Consider the following 26,043-nt stretch of genomic DNA (forward strand, 5'->3'; position numbering starts at 1 on the left):
GGCAGCCCCACACGCAAAGAACTCACCTTAGCACGGGCCGCAACGACGAAGATGACCCCCATGTTTTGTCCACTCCCTCCGTATCTCAAGCGCTCGGCGCATCTGCCGCAGGAGATCAAGGATATTGGCTGGAAAGCTCAGACGCGACTTTGCAAACGGTATCGAGCTTTGAGCCGGACAGGCAAACCGCAGCCGCGCGTGTTGGGCGCAATCGCCCGGGAACTGGCCGGGTTCATCTGGGATATCGCGCGCAGGACGCCGCTTACGGCCTGATCGCCAACTCAGACTGCCTGTGCAGCACGCTGGAGATGGCGGCCATGGATAGGGAAATCCTCGGTCTACGCTTTGGGACAGACATCCGGTCTTAGAGAGAGGTCACCCGTATCGAATTTGGTCAGGCGGTATCCAATCCGCGGATGAGAGAATGACAACCATCGGTTCGGCCTGCCGTCTCCAGCGCCTGCACAGGCTACAGATTTTTGACCATCTCGCGCCAGCGGGATAGTCTAATCGTGTCGGGAAGATCAAAAACGCTCATGAGAGCGTAGGATTTAGCACCGTCCGGCAACAGACCCCCATACAGGTTTTTACCCTGTCATCGAGCGTTGACAACAGGGGAGCGTAGGGCGAAAACCGCATCGGGACATGCGCGAAGCATCCATCAGCACAGCAATCAGAGGCAGATCATGGCAAAGCCCGGCAGAAACACCATTATTCTGGGCGGCCTGGCCGTTGTCGCCGTGCTTGGCTGGCTGGCCTGGGACCGGCTGCAACCCGCCGGTCTGCCGGCGGGTTTTGCCAGCGCCAATGGCCGGATCGAGGCGACCGAGGTGGATATCGCGGCGCTCACCGGCGGCCGAATCGCCGAAATCACCGCTGCCGAAGGTGACATGGTCAGCGCAGGCGATGTGCTGGTGCAGATGGACGTGGTGCAGCTGAACGCACAAAAACGTCAGGCCGAAGCGCAGCTTGCCCGCGCCGAAATCGGCGTCGAGACAGCAAGGGCGCTGGTCGCTCAGGCCGAGGCACAAGAGCGCGCGGCCCGGGCCGCGGTTGATCAGGCAGGCTCGGTTGCCGATGCCGCGTCGCGCAGGCTTGAACGCTCTGAGCAGCTTGCAAAGACCAGTGCGATCTCGCAGCAGGTGCTGGATGATGACCGCGCCCGGGACGCCCAGGCCCGCGCCGGTGTGGCCTCGGCCGAAGCCAGCCATGCGGCAGCGCTGGCGGGGGTCAGCAGCGCGCAGGCGCAGGTGGTCGATGCAAGTGCGGCCGTCGAGGCGGCAAAGGCGTCGATTGATGCGATCCAGGCCTCTCTGGACGACGCCACGCTGAAAGCGCCGCGCACGGGCCGGATCCAGTATCGCATCGCACAAGAGGGCGAGATTGTCGGCTCTGGCGGGCGGATCCTCAGCCTTGTCGATCTGGGCGATGTCTATATGACGGTTTTTCTGCCGACATCGCAGGTCGGCCGGGTGCAGGTCGGATCAGAGGTGCGCCTTGTCATGGATGCGGCGCGGGAATTCGTGATCCCGGCCACGGTTTCCTATGTTGCCGATGTGGCGCAGTTCACGCCAAAGACGGTCGAGACCGCCGATGAGCGCGAAAAGCTGATGTTCCGCGTCCGTGCCCGCATCGACCCCGAGCTGCTGTCGCGGCATATCGAATATGTCAAAACCGGCCTGCCGGGCATGGCCTATCTGCGGCTTGATCCGGATGCCGCCTGGCCTGACTTTCTTTCCAATGTCGTGAAATGACCGGCTCAGTTGCCGGGGTCTCCGGCCTGACGCTGCGCTATGGCAAGGTCACGGCGCTTGACAATGTGACGCTGGAGATCCCTGAGGGGCGCATGGTCGGGCTGATCGGGCCAGACGGGGTCGGAAAGTCCAGCCTTCTGTCGCTGCTGGCCGGGGCACGTGTGATCCAGCAGGGCAAGGTCGAGGTTCTGGGCGGCGATATGCGCGATGTGGCGCATCGCAACCGCGTCTGCCCCCGCACCGCCTATATGCCGCAGGGTCTGGGCAAGAACCTCTACCCGACGCTTTCGGTCGAAGAGAACCTTGATTTCTTCGGCTCGCTTTTCGGTCATGACAAGGCCGAACGCGAGCGGCGGATCACCGATCTGCTGGCTGCGACCGGCATGACGCCGTTCCGGTCGCGCCCGGCGTCAAAGCTGTCGGGCGGCATGAAGCAAAAGCTGGGTCTGTGCTGCGCGCTGATCCATGATCCCGATTTCCTGATTCTTGACGAGCCGACCACCGGCGTCGATCCGCTGTCGCGCCGCCAGTTCTGGGATCTGATCGACCGCATCCGCGCGACACGGCCGGGGATGAGCGTGATCACCGCCACCGCCTATATGGAAGAGGCCGCGCGCTTCGACTGGCTGGTTGCGATGAATGCGGGCCGGGTGCTGGCCACCGGCACCACCAGCGATCTGCTGTCGCGGACCGGGGCCGACACGCTTGATGCAGCCTTCATCGCGCTTTTGCCCGAAGAAGACCGGGGCGAAGACAGTGCCGTGGTGATCCCGCCGCGGACCACCGATGACAGCGATATCGCCATCGAGGCCGAGGGGCTGACGCAGCGCTTTGGCGATTTCGTGGCGGTCGACAATGTTTCCTTCCGCATCCCCAGGGGTGAGATTTTCGGCTTTCTGGGTTCGAACGGCTGCGGCAAGACGACGACGATGAAGATGCTCACCGGGCTTCTGGAGCCGAGTGAGGGCCGGGCAAAGCTTTTCGGCCATGAGGTCGATGCAAGCGATCTGTCGGTGCGCCGCCGGGTCGGGTTCATGTCGCAGGCCTTCTCGCTCTATTCCGAGCTGACGGTGCGTCAGAACCTTGATCTGCACGCGCGGCTTTTCGATATGGCGGCCGAGAAGATCCCCGCCAGGGTTGACGAGATGATCGCCCGGTTCGATCTGGGCGACGTGACCGACAGCCTGCCCGAGGCGTTGCCGCTGGGTATCCGCCAGCGGCTTTCGCTGGCGGTGGCGATGATCCATGCGCCCGAGATCCTGATCCTTGACGAGCCGACCTCGGGGGTGGACCCGGTGGCGCGCAACGGCTTCTGGCGCATTCTGGCGGAACTTTCGCGCAAGGATGGCGTGACGATCTTTGTCTCGACCCATTTCATGAACGAGGCGGAATGGTGCGACCGCATCAGCCTGATGCATGCGGGCAAGGTGCTGGTCTCGGACACCGCCGAGGGGATCACGAAAGCCAAAGGTTGCGCCACGCTGGAAGACGCGTTCATCGCCTATCTTGAAGAGGCGATTGGCGAGACGGCACCCGCCCCCGCCGCTGCGCCCGAGGCCGCGCCCGAGGCCCCCGCAGCCGGGGTGACCCATCACGCGCAGCAATCCGGCTTCAGCCTGCGGCGACTGCTTAGCTATTCGCAGCTGGAAAGCCTGCAATTGCAGCGCGATCCGATCCGGCTGACCATGGCGTTGGTCGGCAGCCTTCTTCTGATGATCGTGGTGGGGCTGGGCATCAACATGGATGTCGAGGATCTGACCTTCGCCGCCCTTGACCGCGACCAGACCACCACCAGCCGCAATTATATCGCCGATATTGCGGGATCGCGCTATTTCATCGAACAGCCGGCCCTGACAAGTTACGACGAGATCGACGCAAGAATGCGCTCGGGCGAGCTGGCGCTGGCGATCGAGATCCCGCCCGGCTTTGCCGCCGATATCGCGGCAGGCAGGGATGTGCAGGTCGGGGCCTGGTTCGACGGCGCCAACCCCAGCCGCGCCAATACGGTGCAGGGCTATGTGCAGGGCATGCATGCCGACTGGATCACACGTCAGGCGCGTCAGCTTTACGGTGACAAGGCGAGCGGCGGCAGTTTCGAACTGGTGACCCGATACCGCTACAACCCCGACGTGCGCAGCCTGAATGCGATGGTCCCGGCGATCATCCCGCTGCTTTTGCTGATGATCCCGGCGATCCTGACCACGCTTTCGGTCGCGCGTGAACGCGAACTGGGCTCGATCATCAATTTCTACGTCACGCCGGTGACGCGGCTGGAATTTCTGCTTGGCAAACAGCTGCCCTATATCGCGCTGGCCATGCTGAATTTCTTCCTGATGATGGCCATGGCGGTCACATTCTTCGCAGTGCCCTTCAACGGCAGTTTTCTGGGCTTTACCCTTTCGGCGCTGATCTATGTCACCGCGACCACGGCGCTTGGTTTTCTGGTGTCGGTCTTCATCGCAAGTCAGGTCGCGGCGCTGTTCGCGACCGCCATGCTGACGATGATCCCGGCGGTCAGCTATTCGGGTTTGATCTACCCGGTCTCTTCGCTGTCGGGTTTTGGCCGGGTTCTGGGCGAGATCTACCCCTCGACCTGGTTTATCACCGCCGCGCGGGGGGCTTTCTCCAAGGCCTTCGGAATGGCGGAACTGGCCGGGCCGATGCTGGCCATGGGCATCGCCATTCCGGTGATTATCGGGCTGGCGGCGGCCTTCCTGGAAAAACAGGCGAAGTGAGGGGCGGATGAACCTGCGCAACACCTTCAATCTGGGCGTCAAGGAATTGCGCGGGCTCTGGCGCGATCCGGTGATGCTGGTGCTGATCGTCTATTCCTTTTCGCTCTCGATCTGGACCTCTGCGAACGTCTCGCCCGAGGCGCTGACGAATGCCGCGATCTCGATCGTGGATGAGGATCAGTCGCATCTCTCCGCCCGCATCACCTCGGCCTTTTATCCGCCCTATTTTGTCGAGCCGCAGATGACCACGACGGCCGAGATGGATCGGCGGATGGATCAGGGGCTGGATACTTTTGCGCTGAACATCCCACCGGATTTCGCGCGCGATGTGCTGGCCGGAAAAAACCCGGCGATCCAGCTGAATATCGACGCGACAAGGATGAGCCAGGCCTTCACCGGCGGCGGCTATATCCAGCAGATCGTGTCCTCCGAGGTTTCGGAATATGTGGCGGGCTACCGGGCCGAGACCGCGCTGCCGGTCGATCTGGCGCTCCGCGCGCGGTATAATCCCTCGCTGGATCCGAAGTGGTTCGGCGCGATTTCCGCCGTGATCCGGTCGATCACCATGCTGTCGCTGGTGCTGACCGGCGCGGCGCTGATCCGCGAAAAGGAACATGGCACGGTCGAGCACCTGCTGGTCATGCCCGTCACCCCGACCGAGATCATGTTTTCCAAGATCTGGTCGATGGGGCTGGCGGTGCTGCTGGGGTCGATCTTTTCGCTAAGTGTTGTGGTGCAGGCGCTGATGGCGGTTCCGGTGCAGGGCTCGGTCGTGCTGTTTCTTGCGGGCGCGGTGCTGATGGTTTTCGCCATGACGGGGCTTGGAATTTTCCTTGCCACCATCGCCGGGTCGATGCCGCAATTCGCGCTTTTGCTGATGATGGCGCTTTTGCCGCTGCAGGTGCTGTCAGGCGCGATGACGCCGCGGGAATCCATGCCAGAGATCATCCAGACCATCATGCTTGCAGCCCCCAACACGCATTTCATCATCCTCTCGCAGGGCATCTTGTTCCGAGGTGCCGGGCTTGACGTGGTCTGGCCCCAGTTCGCGGCGCTGGCGGCGATCGGGGTGGCGCTGTTCTGGCTGGCACTGATACGATTCAAGAAATTCCTGCGGTAAGGCATATGTTGGGCCGCCTGCTTCTGATCCTGACGCTTGCGCTTGCAGGCTGCGCTGCGCGTCCGGGGCCGGAAGTTCTGGCCCCCGATGCCGGTGCCCTGCCCGAGGGCGCCCGCCTTGTCCGGGTGCTGACCATGACCACCCGCGCGCCCGAGGCAAATCTGCCGGGGGCCTTTGGCGACTCTCGCTCCATCCGGCCAAGCTGGCTGGAATACGAGGTCTCGGTGCCGCCTGGCCATCGGCCGGGAAAGATTGAATGGCCGGATCGCAATGGCAGCAGCGCCGACCGGAATTTCGTGATGCGCAGCCGGCAGACGCTTAGCCGTGACGCCTTTGCAAAGCGTCTCTCGCGCGAGGGGGTCGGGCTTTATGTCCACGGCTTCAACACCCGCTTTCATGAGGCCTTGTTCCGTACCGCGCAGCTTTCGGTCGATGCGCATATCGAGGAAAAGCCCGTCCTTTTTACATGGCCCTCGGCAGGCGATCCGGGCGCCTATCTGGCTGATCGTGACGCGTCTGACTTTTCCCGCGCGGCGCTTGCCGATCTGCTGCGGCTTTTGACAAAGGGTCGGTCCGCTTCCGACGCGGTGCCGGTGCTGGCTCACAGCATGGGCGCGCGGCTGACGATGGAGACGCTGGTGCAACTGCGTCTTGCCGGGCGGGACGATGTGCTGGACCGGATCGAGGTCATCCTTGCCGCCCCGGATATTGATATCGATCTTTTCCGCGCCCAGATGGTCAGCCTTGGGCCGATGAAGCATCCCATCACGGTGCTCGTCTCCTCGGACGATCTGGCGCTGAAACTGTCGTCGCGGCTTTCGGCACGTCGGATACGGCTTGGGCTTGTCGATGTGCGTGATCCGGCGGTCCAGCGCCTGGCGGTCGCGACCGGAATACGGATCGTGGATATTACCGATATTCCGACCGATGATCCCGCCCACAGCCGCTATGTCGGCCTGCTTTCCGGCGAGGCCGGGGCTGTGGTTGAAAACACCCTTTTCGATGAGGTACGCTTGGCGGGGGCCTTTGTCTTCAATCAGGTCGGTGGTGTCTTCACTGGCATCGGTGATGTGCTGGCGGATTGAGGCCGCGGCCTTGGCCCGGCGTTGGTGCCAGCGGCATTGGCCGGGTCATGGCCTCGACGTCGCGCCGTTTTGCCGGTAATCGTCCATGATGATCAGGGCAGGGACAGGGGATTCCGTGTCCGCCGCCGGACGCCGATGCTTTGCCTGTTCAGTCCGGGGGCGGCTGTTTCGGCGGTTTGACGGCGCTTTACGACATGTCGTCGGCATCGGGCCTTGGGCGCAATGCCTATGTTCAAGAAAAATCTTGAACTCTTTGAATTCGATCAACACTCGTTGATAGTTCTGTGCTAACTTCCGCCGGTAAATTGGAGACGCGACATGGCCCTTACTCCCAAATCAGATGGCTCGGGTGCAACCGGCGATGAAAGCCTTGGCATCGAGGCTTTTCAGGCCGTTGACCGCATACGAGAGGCGCTCTCGGGACAGCTCAGCGGCGGGGTCTCGCCCGGCTCGCTGATGATGGCCTATGTCGACTGGGCCTTTCATCTGGCGCAGGCACCGGGCAAGCAGATGGAACTGGGCGTCAAGGCGGGCCGCAAATGGCAGCGTCTCATGGCGCATCTGATGGCCTCGGCGATGGATCCGCAGGCCGCGCCGGTCATCACGCCCTTGCCGGGCGACCGCCGTTTCGCCGGTGAAGCCTGGGCGAAACCGCCCTTCAGCTGGATGTCGCAGGCTTTCCTGCTGCAGCAGCAATGGCTGCATAACGTCACCCATGAGGTTCCGGGCGTGACGAAGCACCACGAGGATGTGGTGTCTTTTGCCGCGAAACAGATCCTTGATGTCTGTGCGCCTTCGAACAACCCTTTTACCAATCCCGAGGTTGTGGCACGGACCTGGGCTACCGGAGGCATGAACCTTGTGAAGGGCTGGCAGAACTGGCTGCAGGACGTCGTCCGCCAGATCCGGCAGGAGCCGCCAGAGGGTGTCGAGGCCTTTACACCGGGTCGCGATGTGGCGGTGACGCCGGGCAAGGTAATCTTCCGCAACCACCTGATCGAACTGATCCAGTATACGCCCACGACAGAAACCGTGCACCCCGAGCCGGTGCTGATCGTTCCGGCCTGGATCATGAAATACTATATCCTCGACCTCAGCCCGGAGAATTCCCTGATCCGCTGGCTGGTGGCGCAGGGCCACACGGTTTTCGCCATTTCCTGGCGCAATCCGGGTGCAGAGGATCGTGATCTGACGCTGGAGGATTATCGCCGGCTGGGCGTGATGGCCGCGTTGGATGAGATCACCCGTCTAATGCCCGATCAGAAAATCCACGCCACCGGCTATTGTCTGGGTGGCACTTTGCTGTCGATCGCGGCGGCTGCCATGGCGGGGAAGGGGGACGCGCGTCTCGCCTCGCTGACGCTGCTTGCCGCGCAGGTCGATTTCGCCGAACCGGGCGAGCTTGCGTTGTTCATCGACCCAAGCCAGCTGCATCTTCTTGAAAGCATGATGTGGAACCGCGGCTATCTCTCTGCCGATCAGATGGCGGGGGCGTTTCAGCTTTTGCGCTCGAATGACCTCATCTGGTCCCGGATGGTGCGCGATTACATGATGGGCGAGCGGACGGCGATGAATGATCTCATGGCCTGGAATGCCGACAGCACCCGGATGCCCTATCGGATGCATGCCGAATATCTGCGCAGGCTTTATCTGAATAATGAGCTTTCTTCGGGACGCTTCACCGCCGGGGGCAAGACAGTTCTGTTGCAGAACATCCGGGTGCCGATCTTTGCCGTCGGGACCGAGCGCGATCATGTCGCACCCTGGAAGTCGGTCTACAAAATCCACCAGTTCACCGATTGCGAGGTGACTTTCGCGCTGACGTCGGGCGGGCATAATGCGGGGATCGTCTCTCCTCCCGGTCACCCGCGCCGCCGCTACCGGCTGGCGACCCGCGCCCATGACGACGCGCTTTTGCCGCCCGAGACCTGGGTCGAGGCCAATCCTGCAACCGAGGGTTCGTGGTGGACGCCCTGGCAGGCCTGGCTTGCCGCGCGTTCGGGTGCCCCCGCCGCGCCGCCCGCAATGGGCAACGCGCTGGCAGATGCGCCCGGCACATATGTTTTCCAGAGGTGACAAGATGACCGGCACTCTGACCAACTATCTGTTTCACCAGATGAAAATCGGCGACCGCGCCAGTCTTGTCCGCCACGTCGGTCCCAAGGATATTGAATTGTTCGCCGCTGTTTCCGGCGACGCCAACCCCGCGCATCTGGATGCCGGTTTCGCCGCCCATGGGCCGTTTGGCCATGTCGTGGTGCACGGCATGTGGACTGCGGCGCTGATTTCGGCGGTGCTGGGCACCCGCCTGCCGGGGCCGGGGACGATCTATCTCGACCAGCAGATCCGCTTTAACAAGCCGGTTTCGCCAGGCGATACCATCACCGCCGAAGTTGAAGTGGCCGAGCTGATCGAGGGCAAGAACCGTGTCCGCCTGACGACCACCGCCCGCAATCAGCGGGGCGAGGTGGTGCTTTCGGGCGAGGCGCTGGTGCTGGCCCCGGTCGAGCAGGTGACCTGGGTGCCGGGTGACCTTCCCGAGGCGGTGGTCTTGCCGAAGGGGCGCTGGCAGGGCTTTGTCGAAGAGGCCCGCGCATTGCCCCCGGTGCGGGCGGCGGTGGTGCATCCCTGTTCGAAATCCGCGATCCTTGGCGCGATCGAGGTGCGCGACGAAGGCCTGCTTGACCCGATCCTGATCGGTCCCGGCGCAAAGATTCGCGCGGCGGCCGCCGAGGCCGGGGTCTCGCTTGACGGCTTCCGGATCGAGGAGACAGAGCACAGCCATGCAGCGGCGGCGCGGGCGGTGGAACTGGCGGCCTGTGGCAAGGTCCAGGTGCTGGTCAAGGGCAGCCTGCATTCCGATGAACTGCTTGCGGCGGTGGTTTCGAAAAGCGGCGGCCTGCGCACCGAACGCCGGATCAGCCATGTCTATGCGATGGATGTGCCCGCCTATCGCAAGCCGGTGATCGTCACCGATACCGCGATCAATATCGCACCGACATTAGAGCATAAGCGCGACATCTGCCAGAATGCCGTCAAGCTGATGAGTGCGCTTCTCCCCGTTGTCGAAGGTAGTTTCGATTGTAATCCGTACGTCCATGGCAGCCCCACACGCAAAGAACTCACCTTAGCACGGGCCGCAACGACGAAGATGACCCCCATGTTTTGTCCACTCCCGTATTAATGCCGACGAGCTTGCCATCCAGCTTGATGAGCGCGCCGCGCGAGTTGCTTGGATTGATCGACGCGTCGGTCTGGATGAAATCCTCGTAGCCCTCGGGGTTGATACCCGAGTGCCCAAGCGCCGAGACGATACCGCTGGTCACCGTCTGGCCGAGGCCGAAGGGATTGCCGATGGCCACCACGAAATCGTCCACCAGAAGATCCTCGGAATTTCCGAGCGCTACCTCGGTGAGGTTATCGGCCTCGCTCCTGAGCACGGCGTTGTCGGTGGCCGGATCGCGAAACAGCGGCGTCATTTACGCGGGCCGTTCCGAAACCACCGCGATGTTGACCACCGCATCATCGACCGCGTCGATGAGCGGCGCGATGGTCGGCATGCCGCGCGGATCCGCTTCGGCGCTCACAACCTGAGCGGCCGTCGGGCCTGAGAGGATGCCGATCGGATAAATAAATTTTAGGGCGAGTCTTGCCAGCATGTCATCTCTTTTTCGGGGAAAAGGCGCCGCCGGGTTATCCCGCGGCGGCGCCGTGACACGCCCTCAGGCGCCCTTGACCTCGATGCGCTTGACCTTGGCCTGGGCTTCGGGTGTCTGCGGCAGACGGATCGTCAGCACGCCGTCCTTGAAACTCGCCTCGGCCTTCTCGCCATCGACGCCGGGCGGCAGCGGAATCGTGCGGTAGATCGCGCCATAGCTGCGCTCGGAGAGGTAGTAGCCCTTCTTCTCGTCCTGCCGCTCGATCTTCTTCTCGCCCTTGACGGTCAGCATGTCGTCGCTGACGGACACCTCAATGTCCTTCATCTCCATGCCGGGGAGCTCGATCGACACCTCGACCGCGTTGTCGGTCTCGACCACGTCCGAGCGGGCCTCTCCGCTGCCCCAGGGCCAGTCGAGATCGCCGACGCGGTTCCAGAAGCCTTCGAACAGGCGGTTCATATCTCGCTGAAGCGTAGCGATGGGATTCTGGTCACCAGCTTTCGGTTCGGGCGCGTGATCTTTGTGCGCCCAGGGGATCAGGTCCTTGATCTGCATATCCATTCCTCCTTCTGTTCAGGACGCTTTGACGGCGATCTTCTTCGGCTTGGTCTCGGCCGCGCGCGGCAGCGAGAGCGTCAGCACGCCGTGCGAGACCGATGCCTCGATCCTTTCGGGGTCGAAATCCTCCGACAGGGTGAAGGATCGCTCGTAATCGCCCTCGCCATATTCGGCATAGGCCAGTTGCAGCTTTTCGGTGCTGGTGGGCCGCACCTTGCCGCGGATCGTCAGCACGCGCTTTTCCAGCGTGACATCCACGTCATCGGGGACAACACCCGGCATCTCGAGCATCAGCGTCACGCCCTCGTCTGTCTCGACGATATCGGCCAGCGGCTGATAGATGTGCCCGCCGGTGGTGGTCTCGGGCGTCTCGGCCGGGGTCTTCTCGGCAGTTTTAGTGACTTCGGTGGTCATGTCGAACTCCTCCTCTCAGGCGGCCTTGATCGCAATCTTCTTCGGCTTGTCCTCTTCCGGACGGCCGACGACGATACGCAGAACGCCATCGGTCATCCGCGCCTCGACCTTGTCGTCGGAGGCGACGAAGGGCAGACGGACCGCACGGCTGAACTTGCCATAGCCGCGTTCGTTGCGGTGCCAGCGGGCGCCTTCGGGAAGGTCCGGCGCCTTGCGCTCGCCCGAAAGGGTCAGCACGTGGTCCTTTACATGGATGTCGATATCAGCCGGATCGACGCCGGGCAGTTCGGCGGTGATCGCCACGGCGTCGTCGCTCTGCCAGACGTTCACCGCCGGAAAGGCGGGCCGGGCCGCGAACGACGGCGTGAAGCGGTCTGTATCGTGCAGCATGGAGCGCATCAGCGCGAACGGGTCGCTTCGGCGCATGTATGTGGGATAAAGCATGTCTCGCCTCCTTTATTGCCAATCAATGACACGAAAGGTCTCGTGTCAGTCAGGGCGCCCGAGGAGCCGGACCGGTTGAAAGGTCCGCCGAACGATCGGCGTTCTAGTGTCGTCGCGTTTCCGATAAACTCCCGAACTGGCGAGCCATCGGTGGTCCGCTCTTGCAGCCGAACCTTTCTGCGTGTCCTTGAAACCCCAACTAGGCGTCTCGATTGTGATCAAGGAATGTGTCACGCTCGTTTCAAGAGAGGCACGACGAAATTTTCGCTCAGCGCCAGACACCCCAGGGCCCGAAGTGCGGCGGCGCGATCCGGCCGGCCTGCGGCAGGCGCAACGGCGCCTCGGGATGTGTCGGTCGAAGCGGCCCCGCCAGCGCGCGCAGCCGCTGCACGCGCTCCTCGGTCGGCGGATGGGTGCGCAGCAGCGAAGGCACGGGGATGCGGCGGCCCGGCAGGAACATCTCTTCCCAGAACCGGCCTGCGCTGCGTTCGAGCTTGAGAAGCGCCGAGGCCAGCCCCTCCGGGTCGCCGCTCAGCCGCGCACCGCCCAGATCGGCCTCATATTCCCGCGTCCGCGATAGGGCAAGCTGCAGCAGCGCCATGATTGTGGGCGAGAAGATCAGGAGAAGCGGCACCTCCCAGGGCACATAGGCCGCACCCATGAGGATCAGCGGCAGGTTCACAAGCAGGATAACCTGGCCGAACCAGGATGCCAGCGACACCGCCCGTGACAACGCATCGGCCAGCCCCATGATCCACAGGTCGCGATGGGCGACATGGGCGACCTCATGGGCCAGCACGCCGGCCAGCTCGCGGCGATCGAGCAGCCGCAAGAGCCCGTCGCTGATGCAGACCACACTGTCCTCCGGCTTGCCCATGGCGAAGGCGTTCGGCAATCCGCTGGGGATGTAGTAAAGTTCCGGCACCCGCGGCAGCCCCGCCCGGCGCGCCAGCTCGCCCAGGATCGCCAGCCCCTCGGGAAAGTCGCGCCCGGTCAGGCGGCGGGCGCGATAGGCGCGGATCAGGATCTGTTTCGACATCCCCGGCGCCAGCAGGAGCCCACCCAGCGAGCCCAGAACGATGGCCAGCGCCAGATCGGGGCCGACGATGGCATTGAGGGCGACCCAGCCGATGGCGCCCATTCCCGCCAGCAGCAGGACAGACTGGGCAAGGTTGATGAACCGGTGGCGGGGATTGAACGTCATCTCGGCCGGGCCTTTCATCGGGGTCAGTCGCCCGTAGATAGCCGAAGGGCCGGACGGTTTCGACCCCTGGAATGATCCCGCCCCCGAAAAACGAGGTGGGGCGCGACTTTGGTCTGGCGGTGCGCCGACAACGCAATAAGCTGTTCGCGGGTTGGAACCTAACAGGTGAGAAATGGAAAAGAAGACCGAATATAACATCTGGTATTGGGTGGTGGCTTTTGTGGCCGTTCTATTCCTCCAAAACGCGATCGCGGGCTGGCGATCCGTCGCACCGATCAACTTCAGCCAGTTCCAGACCTATCTCGAGGACGGCAAGATCGAATCGGTCACCGTGGGGCGCGATACGATTTCGGGCCGGTTTACGGTTCCAGTGGAAGGCAAGAACGACTTCGTGACCACCATCGTCGATCCCTCGATCCTGCAACTGATCGACAAGAAGGGGGTCGAAATCACCGGCGTGCCGCAGAACACGTTCCTCGGCACGCTGATTTCCTGGGTGGCGCCGGCGCTCGTCTTCTTCGGCATCTGGATGCTGCTGTTTCGCAAGTTCGCCGACAGGCAGGGTTTCGGCGGCTTCATGCAGGTCGGCAAGTCGAAGGCCAAGGTCTATATGGAAAAGGAAACTGGCGTCAGCTTCGCCGATGTCGCCGGCGTGGATGAGGCCAAGGCCGAGCTGGAAGAGGTGGTGCAGTTTCTCAGGAACCCGGCCGACTACGGCAAGCTCGGTGCGCGCATCCCCAAGGGCATCCTGCTGGTCGGGCCGCCGGGCACCGGCAAGACGCTTCTGGCGCGCGCCGTGGCGGGTGAGGCGGGCGTGACCTTCTTCTCGATCTCGGGGTCGGAATTCGTCGAAATGTTCGTGGGCGTGGGCGCCGCGCGGGTGCGCGACCTGTTCGAGCAGGCGCGGACATCCGCCCCCGCGATCATCTTCATCGATGAGCTCGACGCGCTCGGGCGCGCCCGCGCGGCCGGGCAGGTCGCCGGTGGCCATGACGAGCGCGAGCAGACGCTGAACCAGCTTCTGACCGAGCTCGACGGGTTCGACCCGTCGGCCGGCATCGTTCTGCTGGCGGCCACCAACCGGCCCGAGATCCTCGACCCGGCACTCCTGCGCGCGGGTCGCTTCGACCGGCAGGTGCTGGTGGACAAGCCCGACAAGACGGGCCGCGTGCAGATCCTCAATGTGCACATGAAGAAGGTCACCCTCGCCCCGGATGTCGACGCCGAGAAGGTCGCGGCGCTGACGCCCGGCTTTTCCGGGGCGGATCTGGCCAATCTCGTCAACGAAGCCGCCCTTCTGGCCACCCGCCGCAAGGCGGCGGCCGTGGGCATGGAGGATTTCACCAATGCCGTCGAGCGCATCGTCGCGGGGCTGGAGAAGAAGAACCGCCTCCTGAACCCGCGCGAACGCGAGATCGTGGCCCATCACGAGATGGGCCACGCACTGGTGGCGATGGCGCTGCCGGGGGTGGATCCGGTGCACAAGGTCTCGATCATCCCGCGCGGGATCGGCGCGCTCGGTTACACGATCCAGCGCCCGACCGAGGACCGCTTCCTGATGACCCGCGAGGAGCTGGAGAACAAGATCGCCGTGCTTCTGGGCGGGCGCGCGGCCGAGAAGGTGATCTACGATCATCTCTCGACCGGGGCTGCGGACGATCTGGTGAAGGCCACCGACATCGCGCGCGCGATGGTGGCGCGCTACGGGATGGACCCCGATCTGGGCCATGTGAGTTACGACAGCGAGCGGCCCGGCTTTCTCGGCACCGGCGATCAGTCGTCCTGGCTCAACCGGCGCTACAGCGAGGCCACGGCCGAGGCGATGGACCGCAAGGTGCGCGACATCGTCGATGGGGTCTTCGAGCGCGCGGTGGCGTTGCTGACGACGAACCGCGCCCTGCTGGAGGAGACCGCGCGGAGACTGCTGGAGAAGGAGACGCTGGACGAGACCGACCTTGCGGAGGTTCAGGGCAAGGTCCAACCGGCCCGGGACAAGGAGGTTTGATACACGTCATATACACGTCACGCACTTCAATGTGTAGTCGTGACAATTTCAACTTGAAGGAGCCCAAAAAATGGCGAACGGAAAATGCGATATCTGCGGCCGCCCGGCGACGGCGCGCGTGCGGGCCTCGATCAACGGCAAGACGCAGGACATGGAGCTTTGCGACCAGCATTACCGCGAGATGGTGCGCCGGTCGGGCCGCAGCGCCTCGCCGCTCGAATCGCTGTTCGGGCGGTCTTCGCTGTTCGACGAGTTCTTTGGCGACAGCGGCTTTGGCAGCCTCTTCGAGGACAGCCCGATGCGGGGCCGCTCTGTGGGCGCGACGGATACCGGTGGCGACGTCGGGGATGACGATGTGGTGGACGCGACCTTCGGCGGCGAAGCGCCGCGCCGCGGAGCACGCCGGGGCGGCGGCGGGCAGACGATCGCCGACCGGTTGAGCGAACAGGGCAACAAGCTGTTGCAGGCGGCGGCGCAGAAGGCGGGCGAGTTCGGTCGCAACGAGGTGGATACCGAACATCTGCTGCTGGCGCTGACAACGTCGGATGTCGTGCGCACGATCCTTGAGCAGTTCAAGGTCGATGCGGATGATCTTGCCCGCCAGATCGAGAAAGAGGCCAAACACGGCGAGGGCAAGGCCGAGGGCGAGATCGGTGTCAGCCCGCGTCTCAAGGACGCGCTGAACCGCGCCTTCATCGCCTCGAACGAGCTTGGCCATTCCTATGTCGGGCCGGAACATTTGCTGATCGGGCTCGCCGAAGAGGGCGAAGGCCTCGCGGCGGCGATGCTGCGCAAGCTGGGGCTGACGCCGCAGGCGCTGCGCCAGCAGGTGACGAAGGTGGTCGGCAAGGGTGCCGAGGAAGGCCGCGTCGAGACTCCGTCGAACACCCCCGATCTCGACCAGTTCAGCCGCGACCTCACCAAGGCCGCGCGCGAGGGCAAGCTCGATCCGGTGATCGGTCGCGCCCGCGAGATCGAGACGACGATCGAGGTTCTTGCGCGGCGCAAGAAGAACAACCCCGTGCTGATCGGCGAGCCCGGCGTCGGCAAGACCGCCATCATCGAGGGGCTCGCCCAGCGGATCGTGGCCGGCGAGGTGCCCGAGGCCCTGCGCGACAAGCGGCTGGTTGAACTGAACATCAACTCGATGGTCGCAGGGTCCAAGTATCGCGGCGAGTTCGAGGAGCGCGTGCAGAAGATCCTCAAGGAGATAACCGAGGAGAAAGACAACCTCATTCTCTTCATCGACGAGATCCACACCATCGTCGGCGCCGGCCAGGGCGGCGGCGAGGGCGGACTTGACATCGCCAACACATTCAAGCCGGCGTTGGCGCGCGGCGAGTTGAACCTGATTGGCGCGACAACGCTCAACGAATACCAGAAATACATCGAGAAGGACGCCGCACTCGAACGCCGCTTCCAGCCGGTCTATGTGGACGAGCCCACGGTCGCACAGACGATCATGATTCTGCGCGGGCTGCGCGACACGCTCGAAAGCCACCACAAGGTGACGATCACCGACGAGGCGATCATCGCCGCCGCAGAGCTTTCGGATCGCTATATCACCGGTCGCTTCATGCCCGACAAGGCGATCGACCTGATCGACCAGGCCGCGGCGCGGGTGAAGATCTCGGCCACTGCGCGGCCCGTGGACGTGCAGGAGCTCGAAGCCGAGGTCGCGCAGATCAGGCGCGAACAGGACTATGCCGCCGCGCGCAAGCAATTCGACCGGGCGGCCGAGCTGAAGAAGGAACTGGAGGCCAAGCAGACGGAGCTCGACGAGCTGCTGGAGGTATGGAAACGCGATCAGGCTTCGGCGACCGCCGAGGTGCGCGCCGATCACGTCGCCCAGATCGTCTCGAAGATCACCGGGGTTCCGGTCACCGAACTGACCACCGAGGAGAAGGACAAGCTCCTCAAGCTCGAAGACAAGCTGCACGAGCGCGTCATCGGCCAGGAAGAAGCGATCCACGCCGTGGCCGATGCGGTGCGTCTCGCGCGCGCGGGTCTGCGCGAAGGCTCCGGTCCGACTGCGACCTTCCTCTTCCTCGGGCCGACCGGCGTCGGCAAGACGGAACTGGCCAAGACGCTGGCCGAGGTGATCTTCGGTGATCAGGATGCGCTTCTCAGGATCGACATGTCGGAATATGGCGAGCGTCACGCGGTGGCACGGTTGGTCGGCGCGCCTCCGGGCTATGTCGGCTATGACGAGGGGGGCCAGCTGACCGAAAAGGTCCGCCGCCGGCCCTATTCGGTGGTGCTGCTCGACGAGATCGAGAAGGCGCATCCGGATGTCTACAACATCCTGCTTCAGGTGTTCGACGACGGGCGTCTGACCGACGGCAAGGGGCGCGTCGTAGACTTCACCAACACCATCATCATCGCCACCTCGAACCTCGGTTCCGACATCATCCAGCGCAACCTACAGAAGCGCGGCACGAAGGAGTTCGACGAGGCAAAGCAGAAATCCGAACTGATGGACGTGCTGCGCGGTCATTTCCGGCCCGAATTCATCAACCGGATCGACGAGATCATCGTCTTCCACTCGCTGAACCAGTCGGAGATCCGCCAGATCGTCGAATTGCAGTTGAACCGGGTGAAGCGCACCGCGATGACCCAGGGCGTCGAACTCGAATTCGACACCAGCGTGGTCGATCATTTCGGTGCCGTCGGCTTCCGCCCCGAATTCGGCGCCCGCGAGCTGCGCCGGCTGATCCGGTCGGAGCTGGAGACCGAGTTGGCCCGCGAGATGCTCTCCGGGCGGATCGAGGATGGTGACAAGGTCCGCGTCGCCTGGTCGGAGGACGAACAGAGGGTCGTGTTCGAAAAGATCGTAAAGGACACCGGTGACGACAGCCCGGACGATCCGGCCCAAGCCGGGATCGGCGAGTCCAGCGAAGTTGCCGAAAACAAGACGGACGTTCCGAAGCCCAGCGTTGGGGATGAGGTGCAGTCCAAGGACGACAAGTCCGCCGAGTGACAGCGCAAAAGACTGGCCCGGCGCGATATCGGTCGCGCCGGACCATCTCTTCGGAGAGTTATAGGAAGGTCCACGGCATGCACGTCATTAGATCATTCCGCAATCTCGACCGGCACGGCCAACAGCGCGCGCCTGAGGTCATCGAGGAAGAGGTGCGGCAACTTGAACCGCACCTTGCGCGCTTTCGCGAGGATCTGGTCCGGCTCGAAGTCGTTGCCTCGCAGACGAGGGGCAAGAAGCGCATCAAAGTCAGCCTGCGCCTGCAACTGCCGTCGGGCGTGATCGTGGCGCGGGAAGAGGGATTCGAGATCGAGCCTGTCCTGCGCAAGACCTTTGCCGACCTGCGCCACCAGGTCGATCGGCATGTGGCGCGCCTCAAGCACGAGCCTGAATACAAGCGCCCCGCCCGCCGGCGCCGGATCGGCGCCCCGCTGCCGCCCGCGCGGGATGCGGCGGAAGCGGACCGGCGCCAGCTCTTCTTTGACCTGATCGAGGATCATCTCGATACGGTCTACGATACCGTCAGGCGCGAGTTGACCTATCTCGAGTGTAGCGGGTCTGTGCCGGCTGGCTACCTGAGCGTTCGCGATATCGTCGATGCGACGATCCTCAAGGGGCTGGCCCGCTTCGAGGATCGGCCTTCGGAGTTTTCCGTCGGCGACTGGCTGAAACGGCTGGCTTTTCAGACCATCGAGGAAGAATCCCGCGCCGCCCGCCGCGCCATGCCTGAGGATGCCGCCTCCATCGAGGCGGAACCCAAGGCCCCGGCGGAGGATCCGACCGAGGCGGATCAGGCGATGTTCGAGTTCTACCAGCCCGACGAAGTGCTGATGCTGGAGGACCTCATCGCCGACGACGGCGGCACAGACCCCGAGAGCCAAGCGGATCGGCATAAGATCGCCATGGTGCTGCACCGGGCAATCGCCGATCTTCCGTCGGTCGAACGCCGCGTTCTCTATCGGCTCCACCTCGACAACGCTACGATCGCGGAGACGGCAGACCTTTTCGGCCTGACCGAGGCAGAGGTCGCGGAGATCGCAGAAAATGCGGGCGCGACACTACGCGCGAGGCTTGCCGAAGCCGGGTTGGTCAGAGAACCATCAGGCCGCGCGCCCGTCCAACGGGAAATCGCTCACACGCAGCGTCTGCCTCAGCCGATCGAGGATCGCCGCCGCTTGGCCGCCGCCCTAACCGGCGAGGAGGCCGGCTCCGACAGCTTACATGGAACTGAATAGGAGATCGACCAATGACCACAGCCTCTGAAAACCCGACCGACAAGATGCAGGACATGCTGTGCAGCCTGTCCCGGAATTGGTGGGCATTCGTGTTACGCGGCGTGCTCGCATTGATCATCGCAGTGCTAGCCTTCGTCATGCCTGCGGAATCGCTTCTGGCGCTCACGCTGGTCTTCGGCGCGTTCGCCTTTGCCGACGGCGTGTTCGGCCTCGTCGCCGCGATACGTAACATCCGCAAGGGCGAACGCTGGGGCTGGCTGATGTTCAGCGGCATTCTGGGCATCGCCACGGGCGTCGTCGTGGTTGTCTCGCCTTTTGTCGCGACGCTTGTGCTTGCGACATTCCTCTGGGCCAGCATCGCCTTCTGGTCCGTGTTCTCGGGTGCCCTCGAGATCGCGGCAGCGATCCGCCTGCGAAAGGAAATCGACGGCGAAATCTGGCTGATCCTAAGCGGCCTTCTCTCGGTCGTTCTCGGTGTCGTCGTGACCTGGATGCTGCTGACGCGCCCGGTCGAAAGCTTCCTCGCGCTCGGCTGGCTGATCGGCTTCTACGCCGCGTTCTTCGGGGTGATGATGATCCTCCTCGGGTTACGGCTTCGCAAGGCGGATCGTTCGGACGGTGCGGCCTTCGATGACGCTCCCCCATCGGCAAAGGCGTGAGGTGCCCTGTGATGCATGACGGGCGACTTGCCGGCGAGGAGCACGATTTTACCCGATGGGACGAAACGATCTTCGACCGTTGCCTGAGCACCGGCTTCAATCCGTTCGGCAGCGGTCCGACGCCAATCTTCCTGCGGCACCGGGACGCAGAGGCGCCGGACGCCGATGCAAAGCCGTGCATGCCACCTGACACCGAAAATGCGAGGTGCTGATGTCGAACCGCCTGCCTGACTTGGCATTTGCTGGTGCGGCCGCTGCCTTGGGCATCGGAATCCTTTTCGTTTTTCGTTCGATGTATCTTGCCGAAGACATACTGCCTTTCGCGCAGGAGATGACGCTCATCTTCCTCGGCGCTGTCGTGACGATCATTCTGACCGCGGCGCTTCTCAATCGCCAGACCGATCTCGAGCTTCGCAAGGAAGGAAGGGTCATCATCCTCCAGCAGCAATGCGACATTTACATGGCCTGTATCGAGAAGGTCGCAGAGATCGTGGAAACCGCAAGGCACGATGCGAAGCTGATCGATGAACTGCGTGTTCTCAGCCACAAGCTGGCTGTGGTCGCGAGTGCAGGGGTCGTGTCCAGCTTCGAGCAGGTACTGGAGAGCTTGCAGTCCGGTTTTGCTGACGGCACGCTCTCGGACGGGGACGGAGAGGGCGTGATGAATGCCGTCGCCGATCTCACGATAGCGATGCGGTCGGACGTCCTGCACGCTGCTGCCTTTCCTTCGCAGAACACCGAACGCGCCGTTCGACTGAATTCGAGGCGAATGGAAAAACTCGACGATCTCGAACGTCACCTTCTCGTATCCACCGACACCCGGGAGAACTGATATGCGCGGCCATAATCGTCCACCATTCCCGCCGAAAATTCCCGGAACCGATCTGCCATCCTGGGACGTGCCGACGGCAATCATCTACCGTCCTGCCCGTTCCGCGATGACATCGGCGCCTCGGCCCAACTACTGGGTCCTGGAGTTCGAGCCGTCCCGGCCGCCGCAGATCGACCCGCTGATGGGACATACCTCCAGCGACGATCCCTATCGCCCGATCCGGCTGAAATTCCCCGACCGCGATAGCGCCGTGGACTTCGCAGAGCGGCAGGACTGGCATTATGTCGTGCGCGAGGACGCCCCGCACCGCACCGCGCCCAACCCCTGGCGGGGGCAGGAAAGGCACCGACTCTACAAGGGGGCCGATGCGCCGGGGGCCTTTCGGGTCTCCTCCGGCACGGGTCAGGGGCATTCGGACCACCGCCTGCGAAGGGCGGTCGATCAAGATGGCGCGCGGGATCTGTCCGGGACCGATGATCGCCCGCTCGATCCGGTGCTTGAGGCCGATCTCGAATCCTTCCCCGCTTCTGATCCGCCGGCCTGGACGGGCGTGACCGTCGCGGCGGGGCGGCGCAAGACGTGACGCCCCGCCTGCGGAGCTGATACTTTACCATAACCCAACCGAGGAGAGATGGAATGTCCAACGCCAAAACCATCGATAACCTGAACAAGGCGCTCAGGATGGAGATCAGCGCCACACACCAGTATCAGCTTCATGCCCATGTCCTGGAGGACTGGGGCCTTGTCGGTCTCGCCGCGCAGATGCGCGAGGAACAGACCGAGGAAGGCGGCCATTCCGACCGCTTTCTGGAGCGGATCCTGTTTCTCAAGGGTGAGCCCGAGGTGGCTTTCGACAAGCCGCCGGTTCGGGCAAAGACCCTGCGCGAGATGTTTGAAGCCGACCTCAAGGACGAGGAAGAGGCGATTGCCTTCTACAGCCAGGCGGCACGCGCCGCGGCAGAGGAAAACGACATCGGATCGCGAATGCTGTTCGAGGAAATCGTGCTCGACGAGGAAGGGCACAAGGCCTGGCTGGAGTTGCAGCTCGAGCTCATCGAAAGGCTGGGCGAGGCCAGTTACAGCCTGCGCTTCCTCGATGAGACCAAGGCCGAAGCGTGACGGCGAGGGGCAAGGCGGGCGCGCGCGCGCGCGCCTTGCTCCGCCACGACCGCCAGACACCCCGATGAACGCGGAGACTGCCACTGTTTCCCTATCTTGACAGCGTCGCACGCCGTTACCCGCCCGTCATCATATGGGCGCTCATTGCTGCGAACGTCCTCGCGTTTCTCTATCAGACAAGCCTGCCGCCGCGCGTGGTAGACAGGTTCCTTTTCGAGTTCGCGCTGGTGCCTTCGCGCTTCTTCGGACAGCTAAGCCTCATCGCCCCGTCCGGCTGGACCCCATTCCTGACCAATATCTTCCTGCACGGGGGCTGGCTTCACCTCATCTTGAACATGTGGACGCTCTGGATTTTCGGCCCCGCGGTCGAGGACCGGCTTGGGCCGGGCCGGTTCACGCTGTTCTATCTGTTCTGCGGTATCGCGGCCAGCCTGGCGCATGCCCTGGCCAACCCCGATTCCGTCATTCCCTCGCTCGGCGCATCCGGCGCGATCGCGGGCGTGATCGGCGCTTATGCGCGCATGTTTCCGGCGGCGAAGCTGGTGGTGATGGTGCCGGTTCTCTTCCTGCCGCTGTTCTTCGAGGTCCCGGCCCTTGGCTTCGCGATGATCTGGCTCGGCCTGCAGGTGATCCCCGGCATCCTGTCGCTGGGCGATCAGGCCATGGGCGGCGTCGCCTGGTGGGCGCATATCGGCGGGTTCGTCGCCGGTTGGCTCGTCACGCCATTCCTTCGAAGGCGCGCCGACGGCTATCGCAACTATTACCGCGACGAAGGCATCTACGGCTTTTTGCCCGACGGCCGACGGCAAGGAGGACAAGGTCCATGGACATAACGCAGCTTTTCTGGCTCTTCTTCATCTTCTCTGCGCTGCAACCGGTGCTTCAGCGCAGATATCTGGAGGCGATGCGCACCCGCAAGATTGCCCAGATCGAGAAGAAACGCGCGAGCCGCGTCATCTCGCTGATCCACCGGCAGGAGACCATGAACCTGCTGGGCTTTCCCCTGATGCGCTACATCGACGTCAACGATTCCGAGGAAGTCCTGCGTGCGATACAGATGACCGACGACGAGGTGCCGCTCGATATCGTGCTGCACACGCCGGGTGGGCTGGTGCTGGCAGCAACCCAGATCGCGCGGGCCATTCAGGGCCATAAGGGAAAGGTCACCGTGTTCGTGCCGCATTACGCGATGTCGGGCGGCACCTTGATCGCGCTTGCCGCCGACGAGATCGTGATGTGCGAGCATTCCGTGCTGGGCCCCGTCGATCCGCAGCTCGGCCAGATGCCCGCCGCCTCGCTGATCAAGGTCGTCGAGGAAAAACCCATCGCCGAGATCGACGACCAGACGCTGATCATGGCCGATGTCGGTCGCAAGGCCATCGCGCAGATCGAGGCCTTCGCGAAGCGGCTTCTCTCGGACAAAATGGATGAGGCCCGGGCGGCGGATGTGGCGGCGAAACTGGCGACCGGCACCTGGACCCATGATTATCCGATCTCCGCCGATGAGGCACGCGAGCTGGGCCTGCCCGTTGGAACGGACATGCCCAAGGAAGTCCTGGAACTGATGACGCTTTACCCGCAGCCTGTCCGGCGGCAGGGCGGCGGCGTCGAATATCTGCCCGTGCCGCGAGAACGCGAGGCGCGCCGCGGCCTGTCTGGCCACTGACGTCGAGAGAACCATCCACCGCCCGGAAGACCGGGCCTGCTCAGCAAAGGAAACCAAATGACGACCGTTATCTGCCCGAACTGCAAATCCACCAACCGGGTGCCGCAAGAGCGCCTGGGCGACAATCCCAACTGCGGACGCTGCGGCGGCGCCCTCTTTCAGGGCCATCCGGTTACGCTAACGGCGGCGAATTTCGACCGCCACGCTAATGCCGACCTGCCGTTGCTCGTCGATTTCTGGGCCGAGTGGTGCGGGCCATGCAAGATGATGGCGCCCCAATTCGAAGCGGCGGCGCGCTCGCTCGAACCCCGTGTCCGCCTGGGCAAGCTCAATACGGAAGCCGAACAGCAGATCGCCGGCCGCTACGAGATCCGCGGCATTCCCACCATGATCCTCTTCAAAGGCGGCAAGGAAATCGCGCGCCAGAGCGGCGCGATGTCTGCCGCCCAGATTGCGCAATGGGCGCAATCGCGGCTCTGATGATTTTGGCTCCTGGCCTTCCCTGCGCCATGCGATTTGGATAAGTCAAATGCACAGCGTGACCGGATTTCTCGAAAGTGCGGCCCTGCTGGTCGGAGTGGCATTCGTGTTCGTCACGACGTGCTCACGGATCGGCGTGCCCAGCATCGTGGGATACATCCTGACCGGTCTGTTGATTGGGCCGGCCGGTTTCGGCCTGCTTGCTCAGAGCACCGCCCTCACCAACATCGGCGAGATTGGCGTGATACTCTTGCTGTTCGCGCTCGGCCTCGAATTCTCGTTCGAGAAGCTTGTGACGCTCAGGCATCACGTTTTCGGTGTCGGCGCCGCGCAGGTCGCGATCACGACAATACTCGCTGCGGTCGTGGGAAGTCTGGCATTCGGCCTCGCGCCCGTCGCCGCGATCCTTGTCGGCGGGGCCGTTGCCATGTCGTCCACGGCCATGTGCCTCAAGGTGCTCGCAAGCGTGAACGCTCTAGGATCGGCCCAAGGGCGCCTCGCCATTGCAGTGCTTCTGTTTCAGGATTTGGCAGCCGTCGCATTTCTGCTTCTTCACGATGCAATGAGCGGGGCCGCCGAAGGGTATGCCGTGATAACGGTCGTCGCCGGTGCAACGGCATTGGTTGCAGCTCTGTTCATTGCCCGTGGCCCGGTGCAGATACTTGCCCGTTGGGTAGCGTCGCGTGGCGATCCGGAACTTGCCCAACTCCTCGCGCTCACCATTGCACTAGGCTCCGCGATTGTCGCGGCCACCGCCGGCCTTTCTCCGGCACTCGCCGCATTTGCGGCCGGCATGATTATCGGCGAGGGCGACGCGCGCCATGCGGTCGAGAACGAGATTAGGCCCTTCCGCGATTTGTTTGTCGGGATTTTCTTTATCGGCATCGGAACGCAATTGCCACTTTGCATCATTCCTTCTGCATGGCCTGTCGTGCTGATCTGGCTTGTCATTCTTCTCGTGGGCAAGACGCTGATTGTTATGGTCGTCGCCCGACTATTCGGCGAGTCGTTTCAGACCTCATTGCGCACCGGAATCATCCTGGCCCACGGAGGAGAATTCAGCCTGATGCTGCTATCGGTTTCCTCGGCGTCGGGCATTGTTGCGGAGGAATTCGCCGGCCCTATCCTACTCGCGGTTGGTGCGAGCATTGTGGTCGGAAGTCTCATGATCAGGCGGTCGGGACTGAACGCCTGAGTTTTTCGTCCACAGATGATCTCGGCAGCTGGAGCGGTTACAGTCGGGCGGCACGGTCAGAACCTTCTGCGGCGGCCGATACCTTTTCGACCCTCGATCTTTTCGGGCGCCCGTATTCCGGAACCGCTCGGCGCACCGATCCCGAAAGGATAGACGTGCGCGCCCGGATCAGACCCGCGGATGCCGCGCCGCGATCTTGCCCTGGCCCGGCGCTGTTGGATAAATCAGCTGGCGAGCGCAATCCCCCTTTCCCCGGGCACACTTATTCTGCGGCCACGGTCATCGGGATGCCGAGTGCCGTGAAGCGGTTGAGGACCGCCACCCGGATCTGGACCTCCGCCACCTGGCGGTCGAATTCCCGGGACATCAGCCGCTGGCCGAGCAGCTTCACGCAGTTCATTTTCGTCTCGACCCTGCTGCGCCGGTGGTACCCGCTCCAGTTCCGCCAGAGTGCCCGGCCCAGGTGCTTCGATGCTCGCAGGATCTCGTTGCGTGCGCGAGCTCCTGCCGTGTCCGGCTTCCAAGGCCGGGCGTTTCGACGGGGTGGAATGATCGCTGCTGCCCCACGGGCCGCAATGGCATCGTGGCAGGCGCGTGTGTCGTAGGCACCGTCAGCCGTGACAGTGGCGATGTCCTCGTTCGCCGAGATCTGGGCGAGAAGGTTCGGCAGCATCGGGGCGTCGCCGACATTGCTTGAGGTGACCTCGACCGCCCGGATCTCCAGCGTTTCCTCATCAATTCCAAGGTGGATCTTGCGCCATACGCGCCGCTTGGAGCCGCCATTGTCGCTTTGCCTTTAAATCTGAGACATGGCGCTTTGAGGGGAGTGGACAAAACATGGGGGTCATCTTCGTCGTTGCGGCCCGTGCTAAGGTGAGTTCTTTGCGTGTGGGGCTGCC

At 63.4% G+C, this 26,043-nt stretch carries 22 protein-coding genes and 3 pseudogenes; 18 read left to right on the forward strand and 7 right to left on the reverse strand.

The window, feature by feature from the left end; translation table 11 throughout:
• The 7 genes and pseudogenes from BMI90_RS18900 to BMI90_RS17930 form a co-directional block, all read left to right on the forward strand.
• Positions 1-273, forward strand: a pseudogene (locus BMI90_RS18900) (hypothetical protein); the annotation flags it as partial.
• 413 nt (positions 274-686) lie between these two features.
• A complete protein-coding gene (locus BMI90_RS17905) occupies positions 687-1,754 on the forward strand; it encodes an HlyD family efflux transporter periplasmic adaptor subunit (protein WP_035745651.1) in 1,068 nt (355 codons plus the stop codon).
• A complete protein-coding gene (gene rbbA / locus BMI90_RS17910) occupies positions 1,751-4,489 on the forward strand; it encodes a ribosome-associated ATPase/putative transporter RbbA (protein ID WP_035745650.1) in 2,739 nt (912 codons plus the stop codon). Before BMI90_RS17905 ends, rbbA begins: the two co-directional genes overlap by 4 nt.
• Positions 4,490-4,496: 7 nt before the next feature.
• Entirely contained in the window at positions 4,497-5,609 is a 1,113-nt protein-coding gene (locus BMI90_RS17915) for an ABC transporter permease (RefSeq protein ID WP_078530845.1), read from the forward strand.
• A gap of 134 nt (positions 5,610-5,743) precedes the next feature.
• A complete protein-coding gene (locus BMI90_RS17920; RefSeq protein WP_168172817.1) occupies positions 5,744-6,694 on the forward strand; it encodes an alpha/beta hydrolase in 951 nt (316 codons plus the stop codon).
• Between the two features lie 318 nt (positions 6,695-7,012).
• Positions 7,013-8,770, forward strand: a complete 1,758-nt coding sequence (locus BMI90_RS17925; RefSeq protein ID WP_051693716.1) for an alpha/beta fold hydrolase — start codon at positions 7,013-7,015, stop codon at positions 8,768-8,770.
• A 40-nt stretch (positions 8,771-8,810) separates the two neighbouring features.
• Positions 8,811-9,692: pseudogene (locus BMI90_RS17930) on the forward strand (bifunctional enoyl-CoA hydratase/phosphate acetyltransferase); the annotation flags it as partial.
• 124 nt (positions 9,693-9,816) lie between these two features.
• Here the strand turns inward: BMI90_RS17930 and BMI90_RS17935 are convergent.
• The 6 genes from BMI90_RS17935 to BMI90_RS17960 all read right to left on the reverse strand — a co-directional run bounded on the left by BMI90_RS17935 (position 9,817) and on the right by BMI90_RS17960 (position 12,973).
• Positions 9,817-10,173: a trypsin-like peptidase domain-containing protein gene (locus tag BMI90_RS17935; protein WP_146671346.1), complete on the reverse strand. Its 357-nt coding sequence runs from the start codon at positions 10,171-10,173 to the stop codon at positions 9,817-9,819.
• A complete protein-coding gene (locus BMI90_RS17940) occupies positions 10,174-10,353 on the reverse strand; it encodes a hypothetical protein (protein ID WP_078530847.1) in 180 nt (59 codons plus the stop codon).
• Positions 10,354-10,416: 63 nt separating this feature from the next.
• Positions 10,417-10,908, reverse strand: coding sequence for an Hsp20/alpha crystallin family protein (locus tag BMI90_RS17945; RefSeq protein WP_038147079.1), 492 nt, complete (start codon positions 10,906-10,908; stop codon positions 10,417-10,419).
• Between the two features lie 18 nt (positions 10,909-10,926).
• Positions 10,927-11,325: an Hsp20/alpha crystallin family protein gene (locus BMI90_RS17950; protein ID WP_038073884.1), complete on the reverse strand. Its 399-nt coding sequence runs from the start codon at positions 11,323-11,325 to the stop codon at positions 10,927-10,929.
• 15 nt (positions 11,326-11,340) lie between these two features.
• Positions 11,341-11,769: an Hsp20/alpha crystallin family protein gene (locus tag BMI90_RS17955; RefSeq protein ID WP_078530848.1), complete on the reverse strand. Its 429-nt coding sequence runs from the start codon at positions 11,767-11,769 to the stop codon at positions 11,341-11,343.
• 268 nt (positions 11,770-12,037) lie between these two features.
• On the reverse strand, positions 12,038-12,973 hold the full coding sequence (locus BMI90_RS17960; protein ID WP_078530858.1) for a zinc metalloprotease HtpX: 936 nt from the start codon (positions 12,971-12,973) through the stop codon (positions 12,038-12,040).
• A 172-nt stretch (positions 12,974-13,145) separates the two neighbouring features.
• Between BMI90_RS17960 and ftsH the strand changes: the two genes are divergently transcribed.
• The 11 genes from ftsH to BMI90_RS18020 all read left to right on the forward strand — a co-directional run bounded on the left by ftsH (position 13,146) and on the right by BMI90_RS18020 (position 25,144).
• Positions 13,146-14,978 carry an ATP-dependent zinc metalloprotease FtsH gene (ftsH, locus tag BMI90_RS17965; protein ID WP_078530849.1) on the forward strand — a complete coding sequence of 611 codons (1,833 nt, stop codon included), beginning with the start codon at positions 13,146-13,148 and terminating at the stop codon, positions 14,976-14,978.
• Positions 14,979-15,048: 70 nt separating this feature from the next.
• On the forward strand, positions 15,049-17,958 hold the full coding sequence (locus tag BMI90_RS17970; RefSeq protein WP_078530850.1) for an AAA family ATPase: 2,910 nt from the start codon (positions 15,049-15,051) through the stop codon (positions 17,956-17,958).
• Positions 17,959-18,035: 77 nt separating this feature from the next.
• Complete coding sequence (locus tag BMI90_RS17975) at positions 18,036-19,193, forward strand: sigma-70 family RNA polymerase sigma factor (protein ID WP_078530851.1); 1,158 nt, start codon at positions 18,036-18,038, stop codon at positions 19,191-19,193.
• An 11-nt stretch (positions 19,194-19,204) separates the two neighbouring features.
• Complete coding sequence (locus BMI90_RS17980) at positions 19,205-19,852, forward strand: HdeD family acid-resistance protein (RefSeq protein ID WP_038146996.1); 648 nt, start codon at positions 19,205-19,207, stop codon at positions 19,850-19,852.
• A 211-nt stretch (positions 19,853-20,063) separates the two neighbouring features.
• Complete coding sequence (locus BMI90_RS17990) at positions 20,064-20,684, forward strand: hypothetical protein (protein WP_078530852.1); 621 nt, start codon at positions 20,064-20,066, stop codon at positions 20,682-20,684.
• Between the two features lies 1 nt (position 20,685).
• On the forward strand, positions 20,686-21,267 hold the full coding sequence (locus BMI90_RS17995; protein WP_078530853.1) for an NADH dehydrogenase ubiquinone Fe-S protein 4: 582 nt from the start codon (positions 20,686-20,688) through the stop codon (positions 21,265-21,267).
• A 53-nt stretch (positions 21,268-21,320) separates the two neighbouring features.
• Positions 21,321-21,803, forward strand: coding sequence for a bacterioferritin (locus tag BMI90_RS18000; protein WP_078530854.1), 483 nt, complete (start codon positions 21,321-21,323; stop codon positions 21,801-21,803).
• 227 nt (positions 21,804-22,030) lie between these two features.
• Complete coding sequence (locus BMI90_RS18005; RefSeq protein WP_246831586.1) at positions 22,031-22,636, forward strand: rhomboid family intramembrane serine protease; 606 nt, start codon at positions 22,031-22,033, stop codon at positions 22,634-22,636.
• Positions 22,627-23,469 carry an ATP-dependent Clp protease proteolytic subunit gene (locus tag BMI90_RS18010; RefSeq protein WP_038147007.1) on the forward strand — a complete coding sequence of 281 codons (843 nt, stop codon included), beginning with the start codon at positions 22,627-22,629 and terminating at the stop codon, positions 23,467-23,469. Before BMI90_RS18005 ends, BMI90_RS18010 begins: the two co-directional genes overlap by 10 nt.
• A 57-nt stretch (positions 23,470-23,526) precedes the next feature.
• Complete coding sequence (gene trxC / locus BMI90_RS18015; RefSeq protein ID WP_078530856.1) at positions 23,527-23,949, forward strand: thioredoxin TrxC; 423 nt, start codon at positions 23,527-23,529, stop codon at positions 23,947-23,949.
• 49 nt (positions 23,950-23,998) lie between these two features.
• Positions 23,999-25,144 carry a cation:proton antiporter gene (locus BMI90_RS18020; protein ID WP_078530857.1) on the forward strand — a complete coding sequence of 382 codons (1,146 nt, stop codon included), beginning with the start codon at positions 23,999-24,001 and terminating at the stop codon, positions 25,142-25,144.
• A gap of 262 nt (positions 25,145-25,406) precedes the next feature.
• On the opposite strand, the pseudogene BMI90_RS18025 reads toward BMI90_RS18020, so the two are convergent.
• Positions 25,407-25,928 (reverse strand): annotated as a pseudogene (locus tag BMI90_RS18025) (IS5 family transposase); the annotation flags it as partial.
• Positions 25,929-26,043: the final 115 nt, after the last annotated feature.

Source organism: Thioclava sp. L04-15 (assembly GCF_002020275.1).
In the GTDB taxonomy this organism is placed as follows: domain Bacteria; phylum Pseudomonadota; class Alphaproteobacteria; order Rhodobacterales; family Rhodobacteraceae; genus Thioclava; species Thioclava marina.